The 17,512-nt window shown below is 65.8% G+C and carries 15 protein-coding genes; 4 read left to right on the forward strand and 11 right to left on the reverse strand.

Annotated features, from left to right (window positions below; all coding sequences use genetic code 11):
* Window positions 1-566 precede the first annotated feature (566 nt).
* The 4 genes from AC1DJN_RS12725 (at window position 567) to AC1DJN_RS12740 (ending at window position 3,728) form a co-directional block, all read left to right on the forward strand.
* Window positions 567-1,073, forward strand: coding sequence for a hypothetical protein (locus AC1DJN_RS12725; protein ID WP_223482888.1), 507 nt, complete (start codon window positions 567-569; stop codon window positions 1,071-1,073).
* A 13-nt stretch (window positions 1,074-1,086) separates the two neighbouring features.
* Window positions 1,087-2,517 carry an XVIPCD domain-containing protein gene (locus tag AC1DJN_RS12730; protein WP_313445672.1) on the forward strand — a complete coding sequence of 477 codons (1,431 nt, stop codon included), beginning with the start codon at window positions 1,087-1,089 and terminating at the stop codon, window positions 2,515-2,517.
* Window positions 2,518-2,581: 64 nt separating this feature from the next.
* On the forward strand, window positions 2,582-3,358 hold the full coding sequence (locus tag AC1DJN_RS12735) for a HipA family kinase (protein ID WP_032976287.1): 777 nt from the start codon (window positions 2,582-2,584) through the stop codon (window positions 3,356-3,358).
* Window positions 3,336-3,728 carry a DUF3037 domain-containing protein gene (locus AC1DJN_RS12740; protein WP_025876936.1) on the forward strand — a complete coding sequence of 131 codons (393 nt, stop codon included), beginning with the start codon at window positions 3,336-3,338 and terminating at the stop codon, window positions 3,726-3,728. Before AC1DJN_RS12735 ends, AC1DJN_RS12740 begins: the two co-directional genes overlap by 23 nt.
* Window positions 3,729-3,732: 4 nt before the next feature.
* On the opposite strand, the gene AC1DJN_RS12745 is transcribed toward AC1DJN_RS12740, so the two are convergent.
* The 11 genes from AC1DJN_RS12745 to AC1DJN_RS12795 all read right to left on the reverse strand — a co-directional run.
* Entirely contained in the window at window positions 3,733-4,116 is a 384-nt protein-coding gene (locus AC1DJN_RS12745) for an energy transducer TonB (RefSeq protein WP_032976288.1), read from the reverse strand.
* Between the two features lie 46 nt (window positions 4,117-4,162).
* Window positions 4,163-4,786, reverse strand: coding sequence for a DUF4952 domain-containing protein (locus tag AC1DJN_RS12750; protein WP_442252044.1), 624 nt, complete (start codon window positions 4,784-4,786; stop codon window positions 4,163-4,165).
* 24 nt (window positions 4,787-4,810) lie between these two features.
* The gene (locus AC1DJN_RS12755; protein ID WP_478039280.1) at window positions 4,811-6,442 is read right to left on the reverse strand and encodes a peptidoglycan-binding protein; all 1,632 of its coding nucleotides are present in this window, start codon (window positions 6,440-6,442) and stop codon (window positions 4,811-4,813) included.
* A gap of 47 nt (window positions 6,443-6,489) precedes the next feature.
* Window positions 6,490-7,578 carry a lysozyme inhibitor LprI family protein gene (locus tag AC1DJN_RS12760; RefSeq protein WP_442252046.1) on the reverse strand — a complete coding sequence of 363 codons (1,089 nt, stop codon included), beginning with the start codon at window positions 7,576-7,578 and terminating at the stop codon, window positions 6,490-6,492.
* A 120-nt stretch (window positions 7,579-7,698) separates the two neighbouring features.
* Window positions 7,699-10,224, reverse strand: a complete 2,526-nt coding sequence (locus AC1DJN_RS12765; protein WP_478039281.1) for a membrane-bound PQQ-dependent dehydrogenase, glucose/quinate/shikimate family — start codon at window positions 10,222-10,224, stop codon at window positions 7,699-7,701.
* Between the two features lie 130 nt (window positions 10,225-10,354).
* Window positions 10,355-13,069 (reverse strand): DNA gyrase subunit A, encoded by a 2,715-nt coding sequence (gyrA, locus tag AC1DJN_RS12770; RefSeq protein ID WP_223495620.1) that lies wholly within the window; start codon window positions 13,067-13,069, stop codon window positions 10,355-10,357.
* 234 nt (window positions 13,070-13,303) lie between these two features.
* A complete protein-coding gene (mtnA, locus tag AC1DJN_RS12775) occupies window positions 13,304-14,368 on the reverse strand; it encodes an S-methyl-5-thioribose-1-phosphate isomerase (RefSeq protein ID WP_032976294.1) in 1,065 nt (354 codons plus the stop codon).
* Between the two features lie 47 nt (window positions 14,369-14,415).
* On the reverse strand, window positions 14,416-15,147 hold the full coding sequence (locus AC1DJN_RS12780; RefSeq protein ID WP_313445699.1) for a DUF3011 domain-containing protein: 732 nt from the start codon (window positions 15,145-15,147) through the stop codon (window positions 14,416-14,418).
* 134 nt (window positions 15,148-15,281) lie between these two features.
* Window positions 15,282-16,238: an EF-P lysine aminoacylase EpmA gene (gene epmA / locus AC1DJN_RS12785; RefSeq protein ID WP_478039282.1), complete on the reverse strand. Its 957-nt coding sequence runs from the start codon at window positions 16,236-16,238 to the stop codon at window positions 15,282-15,284.
* A complete protein-coding gene (locus tag AC1DJN_RS12790) occupies window positions 16,235-16,720 on the reverse strand; it encodes a GNAT family N-acetyltransferase (protein ID WP_025876917.1) in 486 nt (161 codons plus the stop codon). The genes epmA and AC1DJN_RS12790 overlap by 4 nt, the downstream gene beginning before the upstream one ends.
* A 51-nt stretch (window positions 16,721-16,771) precedes the next feature.
* Window positions 16,772-17,512, reverse strand: a 741-nt coding sequence (locus tag AC1DJN_RS12795) for a BRCT domain-containing protein (RefSeq protein ID WP_478039283.1), incomplete at its 5' end; no start/stop codon positions are given.

A 17,512-nucleotide genomic window follows, 5' to 3' on the forward strand; every position in this document is an offset into this window, starting at 1 on the left:
GTCTGCCAACACCAGCGCACGCTGCCTGCGCGATAGGCTGGTTGCTGATGCGGTAGGTATACGCGTGAACAGGACTGTGCATCGCGGGCCTCCTTGCCGAGGGGAGTGGCCTCGCAGGACCACGTTCAACGCTGCGCAAATGTGCCGGAAACAAGCTGGCGGGTGTCGGTCGCGGGAAAACGGCAGGGAGGCCTGCAATTCAAGGCCACGCCAGTGCTTGATCGACTCACGGCTGGATGCTGCCACCTCTCAAGGAATGAGGAAGTGAAGAAAATTCCATGGCATCCAGAGCCGACTGCGCGCCGCCAGGGAGAGCCCGGCGCTGGCAACTCCGCTTGCAGCAAACACCTGAGGTCCGAAGCGCCCGACCCCGGTGCCAGCAATCGTCAATTGCATTTAACCTGTGATTCACCTGGGCCACTTTAGGGTCAGCGCTCAACATGCAGGGAACGCTTATGCTTGGGTACGCATTCACACGGCCGTGGACGATCGTCCTAAGTGCGGCCTCGCTCTGCGCCTGCGCACACGCGACTGACCATTCGTCGACTTCTCAAGGACCCGCTCCCATGGCATCGACTGCCTCCGACGCCGCAACGCCGTCTGCGCTCACCGCAGATCAACTTCTGTTGCGCCTGCTGGATCTGATCAAGGACACCACCTCCACCCGTGAACTGACCCTTGAACGGGTATCGCAGGCCATGCAGGCGCCCGCGCAGAGTTTCGGCCCGGGTCATTTCGGCTACGGCGGCACGCTGACGCCGGAATGGAGCTACGGCCTGGAAATCAAGACGGCTGGCGCCGCCGATACGCGTCTCGATCTCAATTTCATCGACACCACTGCCGAGCGCAAAGCCAACGCATCGGCGATCTGCCAGGTCGACTTCGATCAGTTCGCCTCGGGTCTGCAGGCCGCGGGCTTCAAGCGTGAAACCATCCGCGGCGAGCACGGCCGCGTCATCCATGACCGTTTCGATCGCCCGAACCTGAGCATCAAGGTCGACACGATGGCTGAGAATCCGACCCCGTCTGGCGAGCCGGCGCATGCCTGCGTCCGCCTTGTCACCGTGCAGTAAGGAGCAGCGCACCATGCCTACGCTTTCAGCGGATACGGAACGCCTGCTGACCGAATTTGCAGGAAAACCCGATGTAACGACCGATCAGGTCGACAACCTTCGCAAGGCCATTGCCAATTCTCCGGCGCTGGCAACCCAGGTCGACTTGGCCATCACCGCCGGTCATCTGCAGCGCTTTGAGCTGCTGCCTGCCGACAGCAGTGTGGGCGGCGAGTACGACGGCGGCGCAAAGACGATCAGCCTGCCGGCATCCAGTCTGTCCACACCAGCGGGGGACAGGCACGACGCGGCAGAGCTGACCTTCGTACTGGGCCATGAGCTGCAGCATGGGTTCAATGATGCAGCGACCGAACGGGCCTATAAGCAGTTTGATTCCGATATTGCAGACATTGCCGCACGCGATTCGACCCACGACTACACCCAGGCCATCGGCACCCTGCTCGCAGCCAACCGGCGCGACGAGGCATCGGCGAACATCGAGGGCTGGAATGCGCTGGTCGGCATGGTCAAGACCGCCAAACCGGACGCCACGCTGGAAGATCTCTACAAAGCAAGTACCCGTGCAGAGGAGTTCGTGCGCGTGCAGCCCGGCCCGCCGATGACCTATGCCGCGCATCCGGACCTGACGCTCAATGCAGACCTGAGCATGACCGCCACTGCCGCCAACATCGAGGGCATGGGCAAGCACTACTACGACGAAGGTGTGTCGTCGCGGCTGGGTCCCAACGGCAATTCGGATTACCAGAACTACTACGCCACCGATGCCATCGGCCGCGCCTGCAAGGAAGAGGCCAAGAACCCCGCACCCGATGGCATCAGCCGGATGTCGGTGAACATGGCACAGCTCGGCCTGCAGGAAAGCCTGCTGGAACAGAACGGTCTCTCTCTGGGTAAAGGCACTCCACCACGGCAGCCCTACTTCGATACCAGCACCTCGCCGTCCACGCTGCACTATTTCGACCACACCGAGGGCACCTACGCCCACGTGCCCATCACTGCACAGGCAACCACACCCGTGCCGACCGAAGCGCAGGCTGCGCCGTTGGCGGGTGGCAACGACCGTGCCCTGCACGATCAGATCCGCGGCAAGGTGGCAGAGCTGGATGCCGCCAACGGCCGCAGCTTCGACGCCTCCAGTGAACGACTGAGCGCAAGCCTGCTGGTACTGGCCCGCGAGAACGGCCTGGACCGCGTGGATCATGTGGTGCTCAGCCGGCAGGCAGGCGATGTCGCTGCGGCGCAGAACGTGTTCGTGGTGAAGGGCGCGCTGGATGATCCTGCGTCGCTGCGTGCATCGGCAGCCACGGCCGAAGCCGCGCAGCGGCCGGTGCAGGAAAGCCTGGACAGCCTCGCCCTCGTCAACCAGCGCCAGGCCGACCACGCCTCGCAGGAACAGACGCGCCAGCAGGTGCAGGAACAGCAGCGCAGCGCGTTGTCGCACTGACGTCAGGGACAGCGCCGGGCACCACCCGGCGCAACCCAAGCATGGGCCACGCTAGAATGCACCCATGCGTACCGTCCATGCCCTCCGCTATATAACCCCCTTGCGGGAAGGTGGCTCGCTGCCTGCCGTGGTCGAGACCGACGACGACGGTATGGCGGTGCTCAAGTTCCGTGGCGCTGGCCAGGGGCCCAAGGCGCTGATCGCCGAGCTGATCGCAGGCGAGATGGCACGCGCGGTGGGCCTGCCGATTCCGGAGATCCTGTTCGTCGAGCTGGACAGCGAATTCGCCCGCACCGAGCCCGACCCGGAGATCCAGGACCTGATCCGCGCCAGCGAGGGCCTGAACCTGGGTCTGGATTACCTGCCCGGCGCGATCAACTACGACCCGGCGGCGATGCCGGTGGACGCCGACCTGGCCTCGCGCATCGTCTGGTTTGATGCATTCACCAGCAACGTCGATCGCACCACGCGCAATCCGAACCTGATGGTCTGGCACCGCAAGCTGTACCTGATCGACCACGGTGCGGCGATGTACTTCCATCACGACTGGGCCAACGCCGGCGATGCCTGCGAGAAGCCCTTCGTGCTGATCCGCGACCACGTGCTGCTGTCGTTCGCCAGCCGCATCGCCGAGGTGGATGCCGAACTGGCCGCGCGCCTGCCGGATGCGGAAATCGAGCGCATCGTCGGCCTGGTGCCGGACAGCTGGCTGGTTGATGAGCCGGCCTTCGACAGCCCGCAGGCTTACCGGCAGGGCTACATCAACTACCTGAAGCATCGCCTGAAGGTGCGTGCGGTGTTCGTGCAGGAGGCCATCCGTGCCCACGCTGCACACGTATGACTATGCCGTCATCCGCGTGGTACCGCGGGTGGAACGCGAGGAGTTCATCAACGTCGGCGTGATCGTGTCCTGCCCGGGCGCACGGCACCTGGAAGCGGCAATCGAGATCGATGCCGCGCGCCTGCACGCCTTCGCGCCGGCGCTGGATATTGAAGCGCTGCAGCCGTGGCTGGATGCCATCGTGGCGATCTGCCGGGGCGATGCCGGCGCCGGCCCTATCGCGCAGCTGCCTGCGCGCGCGCGCTTCCATTTCCTGACCGCCAAGCGCAGCTCGGTGGTGCAGATGTCCAGCACACACGTAGGCCGCACGGCGGACCCGGCGGGCGTGGTCGAACACCTGATGGCAAAGATGGTTCGGGTACCTGCCTAGCGCACTACTTGCCACCGCCCCAGCGTGCAGTCATTTCGCTGCGGATCGGCGTGCGCTCGGTGTTGCTGTCCGTCGCCGTGAAGCGCATCGCCTTGACCGCATTCAACGCCCAGCCACTGAAGGCCGTCGACGGCTTGGCCTCCACCACCTTTACGTCATACGTCCGGCCGCGCTTGTTGACCGAATAGGCCACGGTCACCTCCTCCGCGAACGGCACACGGCCGGGGTCGACATTGAGTTGTGGGCGGAAGGTGCCCTCCACCGGCTTCCAGTACGTCAACGCTTCGGCCTGCGGCAGCTGCAGCGGCTCGGGAGATGCGGCGGTGGCGACCTGGCTCAGTGCCAGGGCAAGCGTGATGGCAGCAACACGGAGCAGCATCGGGGGCATGGTTGTCATTCCTTGTACGCCAGTGGTTGGTTTCAAGCGTACGCCATCAGGGGCCTTTGCGGTTCACCGCAACGGTTACCGTGAAGTAGGGAATCGCGCTCCACTGCGTGCGCGGATGGTGCAGCGATTCCACGCCCATGCCGATCTGGTACTTCACGCTGCCCGGCTGCTCATGCCAGAAATAAGGCGCGCCGCTGCTCCAGCCACAACATACATATGTCAATGACGGCATGCCAAAGGTCTGCTGCAGATAGGCTTCGATCTTCGCCGCCGAGGCACCGCTGACGCGATACCGCGCTTCCATCGGCTGGATGTAGGAATCGTCGTCCTGCGTGCAGCCTAGGTATTCCAGCTCGGCTGGTTTGCGTCCCATCGCCTGCAGGAAATCCTGGCAGACGGTGTCGGGGCGGGCCAGGCCTTCGGAGCGGCCGTGCAGTTCCCACTCTGCGATCGCACTGGTAGGCGCCTGCGCGCTGGCAGTGACGGCGCTGCCGATCAGAAGCAGCAGCCCAGCACTGCTTCCGAGGCGGACGAAACAGGAGGCAGACAGACGCAACAGGGTGATGGCAGATCCTCCGTGGGCGTGACGACATGCCATCGTAATCGACTGGCGCAGCCACCCGGTGCGAACGCTTCGATCAACGCTCCCCCGCAGCAGCGACGGACCCACAACGGGCACGTCGCTGTTGTCGGCTCAGGCCAATGAAGGCCCGCGGTTCTCGTGCTGGCGGCTGTCGAGGGCGAGTTGCTGCTCACGCTGCCGATGGTCACCGGCCAGATCGCGCACCATGTCGTCCATCGAGCGCGCGGGCTGCGCCGTATCCACACTGGCGCGCTCACCGGGAATCAAGCCGGCGACCCACAGGCGATCTCCGGCCATCATGACCCGGTCGACGCGCCCGGCATCGTCGATACCGTTGCGCTTGGACTCCAGCACGGCCTGCATGACGTGCTCATCGCCAATGGTTCCGGGTACTCCCTGGCGGATGCGCTCGAACAACGCTGCATCCCTGGGCGACAGCGAATCCACGCCACTGCGCTGTGGCAGCGGTTCCTGCGTGGCCGGGCCAGCGACCGGTGGATTCGCCGCAGCCTGCTGCCGCGCCTGTACCTGCTCCGGCTGGAACTCCGCCCGCGTATAGGGCGGACGCTGTGGYGGCCAGTTCTCTGCTCGGTCGAATTCGGTGGTGGGGGCAAACTCGCGCGCCACCGCTGCATCGTTCAACTGCCGGCGCGCATCTTCATCGATGGTGTTGCCCGGGCGCAGGGGCAGGCCGTAGTCCTGCTGGAAATTGCGCATGGCCGCCTGCATGCCGGCATCAAACGTGCGCGCCTCGCGCTCGGCACGTGGGTTCGGTTCGGCAAGGTACCCCAGCWCCTCCAGCTGGCGGCGCATCTCGAACACCGGCTCGCCCTTCTCACCTGGGCGCAGGTTACCGTCGGCCAGCGGCCCGGTCAGATCGGTCACCGTCCGGCGCTTGAAGTCCGGATCGACCGCCAGCGTGTCGGTGCGCATGCGCTCCAGCAATGCATCGTCGATGCGACCATTGGCCGGACTGATGCCCCGCTCGGTCTGGAAGCGGCGCACGGCCTGCTCGGTGGAAGAACCGAAGTCCCCATCGGGCTTGATCGCGGCATTGGCGTTGTTGCGGATGTCCAGCCGCTGCAGGTACTGCTGTGCTTCCAGCACCTTCTGGTTGGCATCACCACGGTGCAGGTCCATCGTCCCAGCGGGCCCCTGCTGGATCGGCACCGGCATCTGGAAGCCCGGCTGCTGAACGCGCTGGACCAGGCCGGCGACCTGCGATTCCCATCCGGTGGCCAACGTGGCGATGGCGTCCGGATAGGGACTGTCGTTGTTCAACTCACCGCCATTGACCGAGGCTCTCGCCTGTCGGTAGTCGACATGGCTGGCGTTGACGTTGTCGGACAGCCGCGCGCCGAACATGCCATCGCGCATCCCCACCACCAGCACCTTGGTGGCGATTTCCGCTTCGGCCGCCCGCTCCGGGTGCTCGACCAGCTCGCGGCCCATTCCCAGCGCCTCGCCCAGCCGCTCGTAGTTGTTGACGTGGGTAAGGTGGGCAAAACCCCGGCCGAAATACTCTTCACCGCCGAAGTAGCGCAGATCCACTGCCTGCTTCCTGCCCCAGTCTTCCTCTGGCGCGGCGAAATTGCGCGATTCGTGCTGCGCCGTGGCCAGCACGTAAGCAATCTGCCGGTGATCGGTAACGCCATTGTCGATACAGGTGCGGACGATCATCTCGACCGACTGGTCCCGGGTCAGGCCGAAGCCTGACCCACCCTTTCCATAGCCTTCGCTCATCCTTCAGCTCTCCAGTTCCGGAACGCATCCATTCGTCAGGGAAGGACCTACTTCAGCAGGTCCGATTCAGTAGGGACCTGGCCCCTGCAGGTGTCATAGCGGCGCATCAGCAGCGTGCGTGGTTCGGTTCCGCGCAGTTGGATGACCTTGTCTTCCCGCTCGCACGGGCTTGCCTTGCCGCGCAGTACGAACCGGCCGTTGTCGATATGGTCGATGTCACGTCCACCGATGGCCGCTTCCAGTGCCTTGGCACGCACATAGCGATGGCCCTTGGCATCAAACAGGTAGAACGCGTGGACGGGAACGTTGTAGACACCGTTGTTGTCCTGCCATACCTGCAGGTCTGGCAAGCCATCGCCGTTGAAGTCAGAAGCGGTCAGCAGCATGGCGGCCGCAGCATGGGCATTGGCACCGGCGCGGGTCAGGCGTGGCTGCATGTCCGTGACGGCCACCTTGCGGCCGCCACGGGTCACGCCCATGCTCCGCACCTGACAGGTCATCACGTTATCGGTGCCGCTGCAGTCGGCCACCTGGAAGACCACCTGCAGCGCAGGCGTGATACTGCCCTCGCCGGGCTGCAGGACGATCCTGCCCTGCCTATCGGGTTCGCCATCTGCGGTATGAGCGGCGACCTGCGTGGGTGCCGGGGCCGCCTTGGCTTCAGCAACCAGGGCCGCCGCACCACCGCCCTGCAGCTGGCGGGCACGCAGCAGAGTCATGTGTATACGGCACTGCTGCGAATCCAGTTGGGCAGCGGCATTGCCACCTTCCGGGCAACGACGGTCACGCTGGCGCAGCCATTGCCGCTGCAGATCGCGCAGTACCTGCTGATCATTGGCCGTCATCGTGGAGCGCGCCGCGCTGTAGGCGGCGTTGAGCGCATCGTCGTGAGCCTTGAATTCAGCGTCGACACAGCGACGACGAGCGTCCAGCGCCGTGCCCGCATTGGCCATGCACGGCGCATAGGCGGGGCTCAGGTAGCGCACATCGCCGGCGATCAGTTCGGCACCGCTGGGCAGCTTGCGTACGGTGGGCGGGAGCGAGGCCTGTGCCGATGCCCACAGGCAAGGGCCAAGCAGAAGCAGCCCAGCCAGCAACCGGGTGGCACGCCCCGGCAGGCGTTCTGAGTTCAGCATGCGATTCCTTCCGTGGGGCTTGGCCAGCCCCGTCCTGTTCCGATGATGGATCCTGCACGCTCACCCACGCAACTTCAGCGACAGCGGTCACATCACGCATGCCGGCCTCGGAGCCGGACGCTATTCCGGCAACGCATACGCCATCACGTAATCCCCGGCCGGCGTCTCCATGAAATGGTGCCCGCCAGCCATGATGACCACGTATTGCCGCCCGCCCTGCTCGTACACCATCGGGTTGGCCTGGCCACCGGCTGGCAGTTTGGTGTGCCACAGCTCCTTGCCGGTCTTCAGGTCGATGGCACGCAGCAGGTCATCGGTCGCTGCGGCGATGAAGATCAGGCCGCTGGCGGTCACCACCGAACCGCCATTGTTCGGCGTGCCGATTTCAATGGGCAGGCCGGAGCGGATGCCGAAGGGGCCGTTGCCACGCGCGCTGCCGAACGGCCGGTCCCACAGCAGCTTGCCGCTGCGCAGGTCGATCGCACGGATACCGCCATAGGGCGGCTGCTTGCACAGCAAGCCAGTGAACGGCAGCCGCCAACCGGCGTTGACGTCGATGCCATAGGGCGTGCCGACCTGCGGATCCCCTGCGCCTTCGGCACCGCCCTTGTCGGCGCGCATCTGCTCGCGCGGCAGCCAGCCCTTGCGGTCGGCTTCGGCGCGCGGCACCAGCCGGTTGTAGTTGGGCATGTCGTTGTAGTTGGCCACGATCACGCCACGCCGCGTATCGATGGCCACGCTGCCCCAGTCCGAGCCACCGTTGTAGCCGGGGTATTCGATGGAGTGGTGATCGCTGCTGGGCGGTGTGTAGAACCCTTCGTAATGTGCCTTGCGGAACTGGATTCGGCAGACCAGCTGGTCGATGGGGGTGATGCCCCACATGTCGCGCTCGGTCAGCGCGTCGTCGCGCCGCAGTGTGTGGTACAGCGAGAACAGCTGGGTGGCGGCGCGCTGCTCGGGCTCCACGCCGCCCTGTGGCACCTTGCGCTCCTCGGCCGGGGTCAGCAGCTGGCCGTTGCGACGGTCGAGGATGTACATGTCGCCCTGCTTGGTGGGCAGCAGGATCGCCGGCACCTTTCCCGATGCCGTCGGGTAGTCGATCAKGCTGGCCTGCGAACCCAGGTCGTAGTCCCAGACGTCCTTGCGCACGGCCTGGAAGTGCCAGACCGGCTTGCCGGTAGCCACATCGATGGCGACCAGCGAGGTCGCGTACCTGTTCTGGTTTTCGGTGCGCGAGCCACTCCAGTAGTCGCCTGCGGAATTGCCCATCGGCAGGTACACCAGGCCCAGTGCTTCATCGCCGGTAGCGGTGGTCCACATGTTCGGTGTGCCACGTGTGTAGGTCTGCTCGCGCGGTGGCAGGCCGCTGCGCTCGGGCTGGTCCATGTCCCACGCCCAGCGCAGCTTGCCGCTGATCGCGTCGTAGGCCTGGATGACGCCGGAGGGCGCGTCGCGGCGCTGGCCGTCCAGTACCTGGTGGCCGGTGACGACGACACCGCGGACGATCGCCGGCGGCGAGGTGATCGATACGTAACCCGGCGGCACCTCGCCCATGCCCAGGGTGATGTCGACCTGGCCGTTGTTGCCGAAATTCGCGCAGGGGCGACCGCTGTCGGCGTCCACCGCGATCAGGCGACCGTCCAGCGTGCCTTCGATGATGCGTGCGCTGCAGGCTGAGCGGCTCCCTGGCGCCGCGCTCCGGTGGGTGCGGGTCGGCGGCGGTGCGGGCAGCGCGAGATCGGCAGCCACGTCAGCGAGTGCGGCATCGGCGAGGGTCGGCGCGCTGGGCAGCTCGTAATAGGACACGCCACGGCAGGCGGCCGTGTACGGGATCGACGCATCCTTCACCTTCGGATCGAAACGCCATAGCTCCTTGCCGCTGCCGGCATCGAGGGCGATCAACTGATTGCGTGCGGTGCACAGGTACAACCGATCACCGATCTTCAGTGGCGTGGTTTCCGCACCCCAGCGCTTCTTCGGCAGGTCGCCGGTGCGGAACYGCCACGCCAGTTGCAGGGTTCCCACGTTTTCCGGGGTGACCTGCTGCAGCGGCGAATAGCGGGTGGCCGCATTGCTGCGCCCCCATGCCGGCCAGTCGCCCTCGGCCGGTTGGTCGGCAGGCTGCAGGCCGGTGGTGTCACGGGTGGGATCAAGCCCGGCGCTGACCGCCGGCTCGGGGAACGGCTGATGCCCGTCGACCACGCCATGCGGGGTGAACGCGAGGCCGAAGGCGGCCACGAAGACCAGCATCAGTACAGCGGCCACGCTGCGCGACAGCCGCCTGGGCACCGGCGCCTGCAGGGTCGGCGCCAGCAATGCCAGGACGATGCCGAGGGCGGTCACCAGGCCCAGCCGCGGTACCCAGCGCCAGTAATCGCTGCCCGACTCCCACCAGGTCCACAGCAGGCTGCCGATGAACACCAGTGCGTACAGCAGTGCACCGCTACGCCGATTGCCCCACAACAGGATGCCGCAGACCAGCAGGCCCAAGCCGGCGATGGCGTAGTACCAGGAGCCACCGAGGCTGAGCAGCCACGCACCAAGGCCGCCGATGACCAGGCCGAGCACGATCAGCAACAGGGCCAGCACGGTAACCAGAGGATGGCGGGGCGGAGGCGCGGAAGCAGACTGCGGCGTGGCGGACATCGTCGATCTCCGGGGGCAGCATGCGCCCTTATGCCACCGTCACCGTGAAGTGCGTGCGTATTTTCGACTGCAGACACGACGACGCCGGCACAAGGCCGGCGTCGTCGGGTACCTCAGCATCGCGGCAGGATCACTCCTGCGCGGCGTCCTCGCTGCTGGCAGCAGCCGGTGCGCCGTCGGTCGTGGCCGGGGCGGCGGCGGCCACCTCGTCCTCGTCCTCGTCGATCGAGGCATCCATGCGCTCCACCGCCTGCAGCTTCTCGTCCTTGGACAGGCGGATCAGGGTCACGCCCTGGGTGTTGCGGCCGACGCGGCTGATTTCCGAGCCACGGGTACGCACCAGGGTGCCGCCGTCGGAGATCAGCAGGACTTCATCGTCGGTACCCATCAGCACCGCGGCAACCAGCTTGCCATTGCGCTCGGTGGTCTGGATGCCGATGACGCCCTGCGTGCCACGACCCTTGCGCGGGTAGTCCGGCAGCGGGGTGCGCTTGCCGTAGCCGTTTTCGGTGGCGGTGAGGATGTAACGCAGGTTCGCGTCGTCGGCACCTTCGATCAGCGCATCGCCCGTGGCGATGGCCTCCTCGACACCGTTGTCGTCCTCGTTCTCGTCCTCGATGCCGCCAGCACTCTCGGCCACGATCAGGCTGACCACTTCCTCGCCGGCCGGCATCCTGATGCCGCGCACGCCGGTAGCGGTACGACCCATCGAGCGGACCTTGTCTTCACCGAAGCGCACGGTCTTGCCGTTGGAGGCGAACAGCAGGATGTCACGCTCGCCATCGGTCAGGCCGACGCCGACCAGCGCATCGCCCTCGTCGAGGTTGATCGCGATCTTGCCGCGGGCCAGACGGAAGGCGAACTCGCCCAGCGGGGTCTTCTTGACCGTACCGTTCTTGGTGGCGAAGAACACGAACTGGCCATCGGCGTACTCGCGCACCGGCAGCACGGCCTGAACGCGTTCGCCCGGCTCCAGCGGGATCCAGTTGATGATCGGGCGACCGCGGGCATTGGAACCGGCTTCAGGCAGCTGGTACACCGGCAGCCAGAACACCTTGCCCGAACTGGTGAAGGTCAGCAGCGTGTCGTGCGTGTTGACCAGCCACAGCTGCTCGATGAAATCCTCTTCCTTGGTCGACGCCGCGCTGCGGCCACGGCCGCCTCGACGCTGGGCGCGATAGGCGCTGACCGGCTGGCGCTTCACGTAACCGGCATGCGACAGGGTGACCACCACGTCTTCCGGGGCGATCAGATCAAGGATGTCCAGGTCTTCTTCGCTGTGGCGGATCTCGGTACGGCGCTCGTCACCGAACTCGGCCCGCACGTTGATCAGCTCTTCGCGGATCACCTGCAGCAGGCGATCGGGATCTTCCAGGATATGGATGAGCCCGGCGATCACTTCCAGCAGCTGCTTGTATTCCTCGGTCAGGCGGTCCTGCTCCAGCCCGGTCAGGCGGTGCAGGCGCATTTCCAGGATCTGGGTCGCCTGGATCTCGGTCAGCTGGTAGCCGCCTTCGATCAGGCCCACGCCCTTGGGCAGGTCATCGGGACGCGAGGCTTCGGCACCGGCGGCGCCGAGCATCGAACCGACCAGGCCCGGTTCCCACAGGCGCGCAAGCATGCGCTCGCGTGCCTCGGTGGGGTTCGGCGAGGTCTTGATCAGTTCGATCATCTCGTCGATGTTGGCCAGCGCAACGGTCAGGCCTTCCAGCACGTGGGCACGGGCGCGCGCCTTGCGCAGCTCGAACACGGTGCGGCGGGTAACCACTTCGCGACGGTGGCGGACGAAGGCCTCCAGCATCTGCTTGAGGTTCATCAACTGCGGGCGGCCGTCGACCAGCGCCACCATGTTGATGCCGAACACCGACTCCATCTGGGTCTGCTGGTAGAGGTTGTTGAGCACAACCTCGGCCGACTCGCCGCGCTTGATTTCGATGTAGATGCGCATGCCGTCCTTGTCGGACTCATCGCGCAGCTCGCTGATGCCTTCGATCTTCTTTTCCTTGACCAGCTCGGCGATCTTCTCGATCAGACGCGCCTTGTTCACCTGGTAAGGAATTTCAGTGACGATGATCGATTCGCGGCCGTTGTCGGCCACTTCGACATCCGCCTTGGCACGAATGCGCACGCGGCCACGGCCGGTGCGGTAACCGGCGATGATGCCGGCGGTGCCGTTGATGATGCCCGCAGTCGGGAAATCCGGGCCCGGGATGAACTCCATCAGGCCGTCGATATCGATTTCCGGATTGTCGATCAGCGCGATGCAGGCATTGATCGATTCGGTGAGGTTGTGCGGCGGAATGTTGGTSGCCATGCCCACCGCAATACCGGCCGAACCATTGACCAGCAGGTTCGGGAACCGGGTCGGCATGACCGTCGGCTCCAGTTCCTTTTCGTCGTAGTTGGGCTGGAAATCGACGGTTTCCTTGTCGATGTCCGCCATCAGCTCATGCGCGAGCCGCGACATGCGCGCCTCGGTGTATCGCATCGCCGCGGCGGAGTCGCCGTCGACCGAACCGAAGTTACCCTGGCCATCGACCAGCATGTAGCGCAGCGAGAACGGCTGTGCCAATCGCACCAGCGTGTCGTACACCGACTGGTCGCCATGCGGGTGGTACTTACCGATGACGTCACCGACGATACGTGCCGACTTGAAGTAGGGCTTGTTGCTGTGCGCGTTGAGTTCATTCATCGCAAACAGCACACGACGATGCACCGGCTTGAGGCCATCGCGCGCATCTGGCAGCGCGCGCCCCACGATCACGCTCATGGCGTAATCGAGGTAGCTCTTGCGCATCTCGTCTTCCAGGTTGACCTGGATGATTTCCTTGGCGGTTTCTGCCATTCGGGTTCCGTTGTCTGGTAGCGGTCCAGTCCGGCGCATCCACCCGGGGGTGGTCGTGCCGGAACCTCGATTCAACCGCTGGATTCTACCACACGGGGCCGTTTTCCGCCTGCCTTTACGGTGATTTTACCGGCACAAATCAGGAACTTAGGGGGTTGCCGGCCAGCGGCCGGCACTACCGGACGCCGGGGTCGGAGCCCTTTCCAGCGGAAAGGCACCCGCCCCCTGCCCGCGTCAGCCGCCGAAGGCAGCGCGCATGTTCTCCGCGGTCGGGTTCAGGATCACCCCCCGCTCGGTCACGATGGCATCGATCAGCTCGCCCGGGGTGACATCGAACACCGGGTTCCAGGCGGCGATGCCCTCGGCCACGGTGCGGGTGCCGCCCACGCCGTACAGTTCGCCCGGATCGCGCTGCTCGATCTCGATCTGGCTGCCGTCCACGGTATCCATGTCCACCGTCGAGGACGGCGCCACGACCATGAACTTCACCCCGTGGTGGCGGGCCGCGATGGCCAGCTGGTAGGTGCCGATCTTGTTGGCCGTATCGCCATTGGCGCAGATGCGGTCAGCGCCCACGATCACCCACTGCACCGCACCGGTCTTCATCAGGTGCGAGGCGGCCGAGTCGGCGATCAGCGTCGCGTCGATGCCGTCCTGCTGCAGCTCCCACACGGTCAGGCGCGCACCCTGCAACCACGGCCGGGTCTCACCTGCGAACACACGGGCGATGCGGTCCTGGGCCATGCCGGCGCGGATCACGCCCAGCGCCGTACCGAAGCCGGCGGTGGCCAGCGAGCCGGTATTGCAATGGGTCAACACGCCGCTGCCGGCCTCGATCAGGCCGGCACCGAGTGCGCCCATGTGGCGGTTCGCGGCCAGGTCTTCTTCGGCGATCGCTTGCGCTTCAGCCTCCAGCAGCGCCTTCCAGTCGGCACCGGCAGCGCTAAGGCAACGTCGCATGCGTGCCAGCGCCCAGGCCAGGTTCACCGCGGTCGGGCGAGAGGCATTCAGCCGCTGCAGCGCCGGTTCCAGCTGCTGCAGGGCATGCGCGCCATCGGCCGCCTGCACATCACGTGCGGCCAGCACCACACCCCAGGCGGCGGCGATGCCGATGGCCGGCGCACCGCGCACGGTCAGGGCGTGGATGGCGGCAGCCACCTCATCGCTGTCATGGCAGGCCACATGCTCGACCACGAACGGCAGCTTGCGCTGGTCGAGCAGTTGCAGGGCATCGCCGGTCCACAGGATCGGGCGGATGTGGTCGTAGCGGGCGTAGTCGAGGTCGGTGGCGGTATTCATGGCCCTATTGTAGGGCCACGCCACGCACGGATGGCCCCTGTCCGGGGTCAGTTCACCGAGAATTCGGCGCGGCAGCCGCCATCGACCCAGATGCCGTTGCGGTTCCAGCCCCAGGTGCTGCCTTCCTCGCACGGGGTGCTGGAAAGCTGGTTGGAGAGGGTGGCGCTGGTGGAGATGCTGGCGCCACAGAAGCGGCGCTTCTTGGACTTGGATTCGCAGGTCAGCCGGCGCGGCATGTCGACGAAACGGCCCTGCTCGTCGGCCACCTCGAAATCACCCTGGCAACCGCGGGTGGTCCACACCTCATTGCGCTTGTAGCCCCAGCCCTGCCCTTCCCGGCACGGAAGCACCGACAGCTGCCGCAGCAACCGTACCGGCGCACCGTCCAGGCGTACCGGGCAGCTCTGCGGGCGACCATTGGACTCACAACGCACTACCCGCCGCACCAGGCGCTTGCGCCCCTCGGTCGGCGGCGCTGCAGCATTCTCTGCCGGGCGCGCACGAAATTCCGCGCGGCAGCCCAGGGTCACCCACACGCCACTGCGGTCGGTGCCCCACTCGCTGCCACGGATGCAGCTGTTGCTGGACAACTGGCGGATCAGGTCGACGCCGTTGCTGACATCGATGTCGCAATGCACCCAACCCATGTCGCGGGATTCGCAGGTCACCACTTCGCTGTCATAGCCAAGCGACTGCGCCGATGCGGTCGACGGAAGCAGGCCACCCCATATCGCCACGGAGTACATCGGTGCCGCTACGACCGCAAACCACTTGACCAAAGCCTTCCCCATGAATGGATGAACCACGACGCAAGTGTGCGGTATCGGCTGTGATAAGAGCATCATCGTGCTTGCTGAATCAAGCGCGCAGACGCGTGTTTTCGTTCAGCCTGCCAGGTGCAGGGGAGATCGGCTCATGCGTGCGCGAAATCGAATGCAAGCACGTCGGCGATGCGCGGTGTGCGGTGCATCGCCATCAGCAGGCGATCAATGCCAACGGCAACACCGGCACAGGCGGGCATTGCAGGCAGTGCATGCAACAACGCTTCATCCAGCGCGGGCTGTACCTGCCCCCGTGCATGGCGACGCTGCAGGTCATGCTGGAAACGCGCGCGCTGTTCAGCCGCATCGTTCAGTTCGTTATAGCCATTGGCCAGTTCCACCGCGCCCAGGTACAGCTCGAAACGCTCGGCCAGCGGCGGTGTGCCGGGGCGGATGCGCGCCAGTGCCGCCTGGCTGGCGGGCCAGTCGTGGACCACGGTCATGACCGTGTCATCGAAGTGCGGTTGGATACGGTGGGTCATCAACAGATCCAGCCAATCATCGCGGGTCAGGCCTACCGGATCGATGTGCACCTCGCCCAGCGCGGCGCGCAGTTGGCCCTCATCGGCATCGAACGGGTCCACGCCGGCCTGTTGCTGGAACAGTTCGCGATAGCTCAGCACGCGCAGCGTCGCGCTGCGGCCAACCAGCGCCAACGCCTGCCCCACCAGTTCCGCGGTTTCCTGCAGCAACCGATGGTGGTCCCAGCCAACCCGATACCACTCCAGCATGGTGAACTCGGGATTGTGGCGGCCACCGGCTTCGCCATTGCGGAACACCCGSCCSAGYTCRTAGCAGTCGCCCACGCCGGCRGCGAGCAGGCGCTTGAGCGGGWACTCCGGCGASGTGCGCARCCAGCGGCGGCGTCCGCCCGCATCGACGTGGCCGCTGAAATCGGTGTGGAAGCTGTCGATGTTCGGCTCGGTGTTGCCGGCCACGGAAAGGATCGGCGTTTCCACTTCCAGCACGCCACGCTCGGCAAAGAAGCGTCGCACCAGCGCATTGAGGCCGGCACGCTGTTGCAGGCTGCGCAGCAGTGCCTCGCTCACAGGATGCCCTCCGGGCGCGGATGGTCCAGCGGCAGGGTCAGAAGATCGCGCGTGTCATCGATGTAGCCACTGGCCAGGTACAGGCGGCGCGCCAGCTCGTTGTGATGGTTCACCTCCAGCCGCAGCCGGCTGACCCCGCGCCCGCGCGCGCGTTGTTCGCAGATGGCCAGTGCCCGCTTGCCACGGCCACGGCCACGTGCCCGATGGCTGAGGTAGAGCTCGTCGAGCAGCATGAAATGGCCGCCCTGCTCCAGGCTGAAGCCCATCGCGATGACCGCATAGCCAACGACGGCCGCGGCCTCGTCCAGCCACAGCAGCACTTCCCCGTTGCGCGGATCGGCCAGCAGCGCATCGACACCACGGCGCACGCGCGCATCGTCGAATTCGATCTTGTCTTCGGCGTAGAAATCGCGCATCAGCGCGATCAGCAGTTCCTCGTCGGCACGGGTGGCCAGGCGGAAATCCAGCGGAGCGGTCTGCATCAGTGTTCCTTTGCGGTTGCGTACCGGGTGCCTGCGCACCCGACCGGTTCATCACTCGTGTTCGGCCAGGTAGGCCAGCAGGCGCTCTTCGTCCCACACCGGAACGCCCAGCGATTGCGCCTTGTCCAGCTTTGAACCTGCCTCGGTGCCTGCCACCACGAAACTGGTCTTCTTCGACACGCTGCCCGACACCTTTGCGCYCAGCGCCTCCAGGCGCTCCTTGGCGGTATCGCGATTGAGCTGGGCCAGCGTGCCGGTAAGCACCACCGTCTGCCCGTCCAGCGGACCGGCAACCACTTCGGCCAGGGCCGGCGCACTGGCCAGGATGTGCTTCATCTCCACTTCGGCGGCCAGCAACATCGCGCCATGGCCCTCGCTGTCCAGCCAGTCAGCGACGCCGCGCGCGGTGTCATCGGGCAGACCGGCGTTGACGAACTGGCCGTGCTCGGCGTCCAGCACCGCCTGCGCGCTGGGCAGTGCGGCCACCAGCTTCTCCGCGCGCAGGCGGGTAATGCCGGGAATCTCCGCTTCGACCAGCAGCTGGGCAAGGTCCAGCCCCTCGCGCAGCTTTGCACTTGGCGGGTGCACGTCGCTGATGCGCACCTGCCCCACCTGCAGCAGCGCGTCGATGGCCTGCTGGTTGCCTTCCTGTTCGAAGAAGTGGCCCAGCGAGCGCGCCACTTCGCCACCGATATCCGGCACGCGCTTGAACAACGGCCACGGCAGACGGCGGATCAACGCCAGATCGCCAAACCACTGTGCCAGTGCAGAGCACCGCCAAGGCACTGGCAC

This window comes from Stenotrophomonas sp. 05L414_2, from assembly GCF_056397905.1.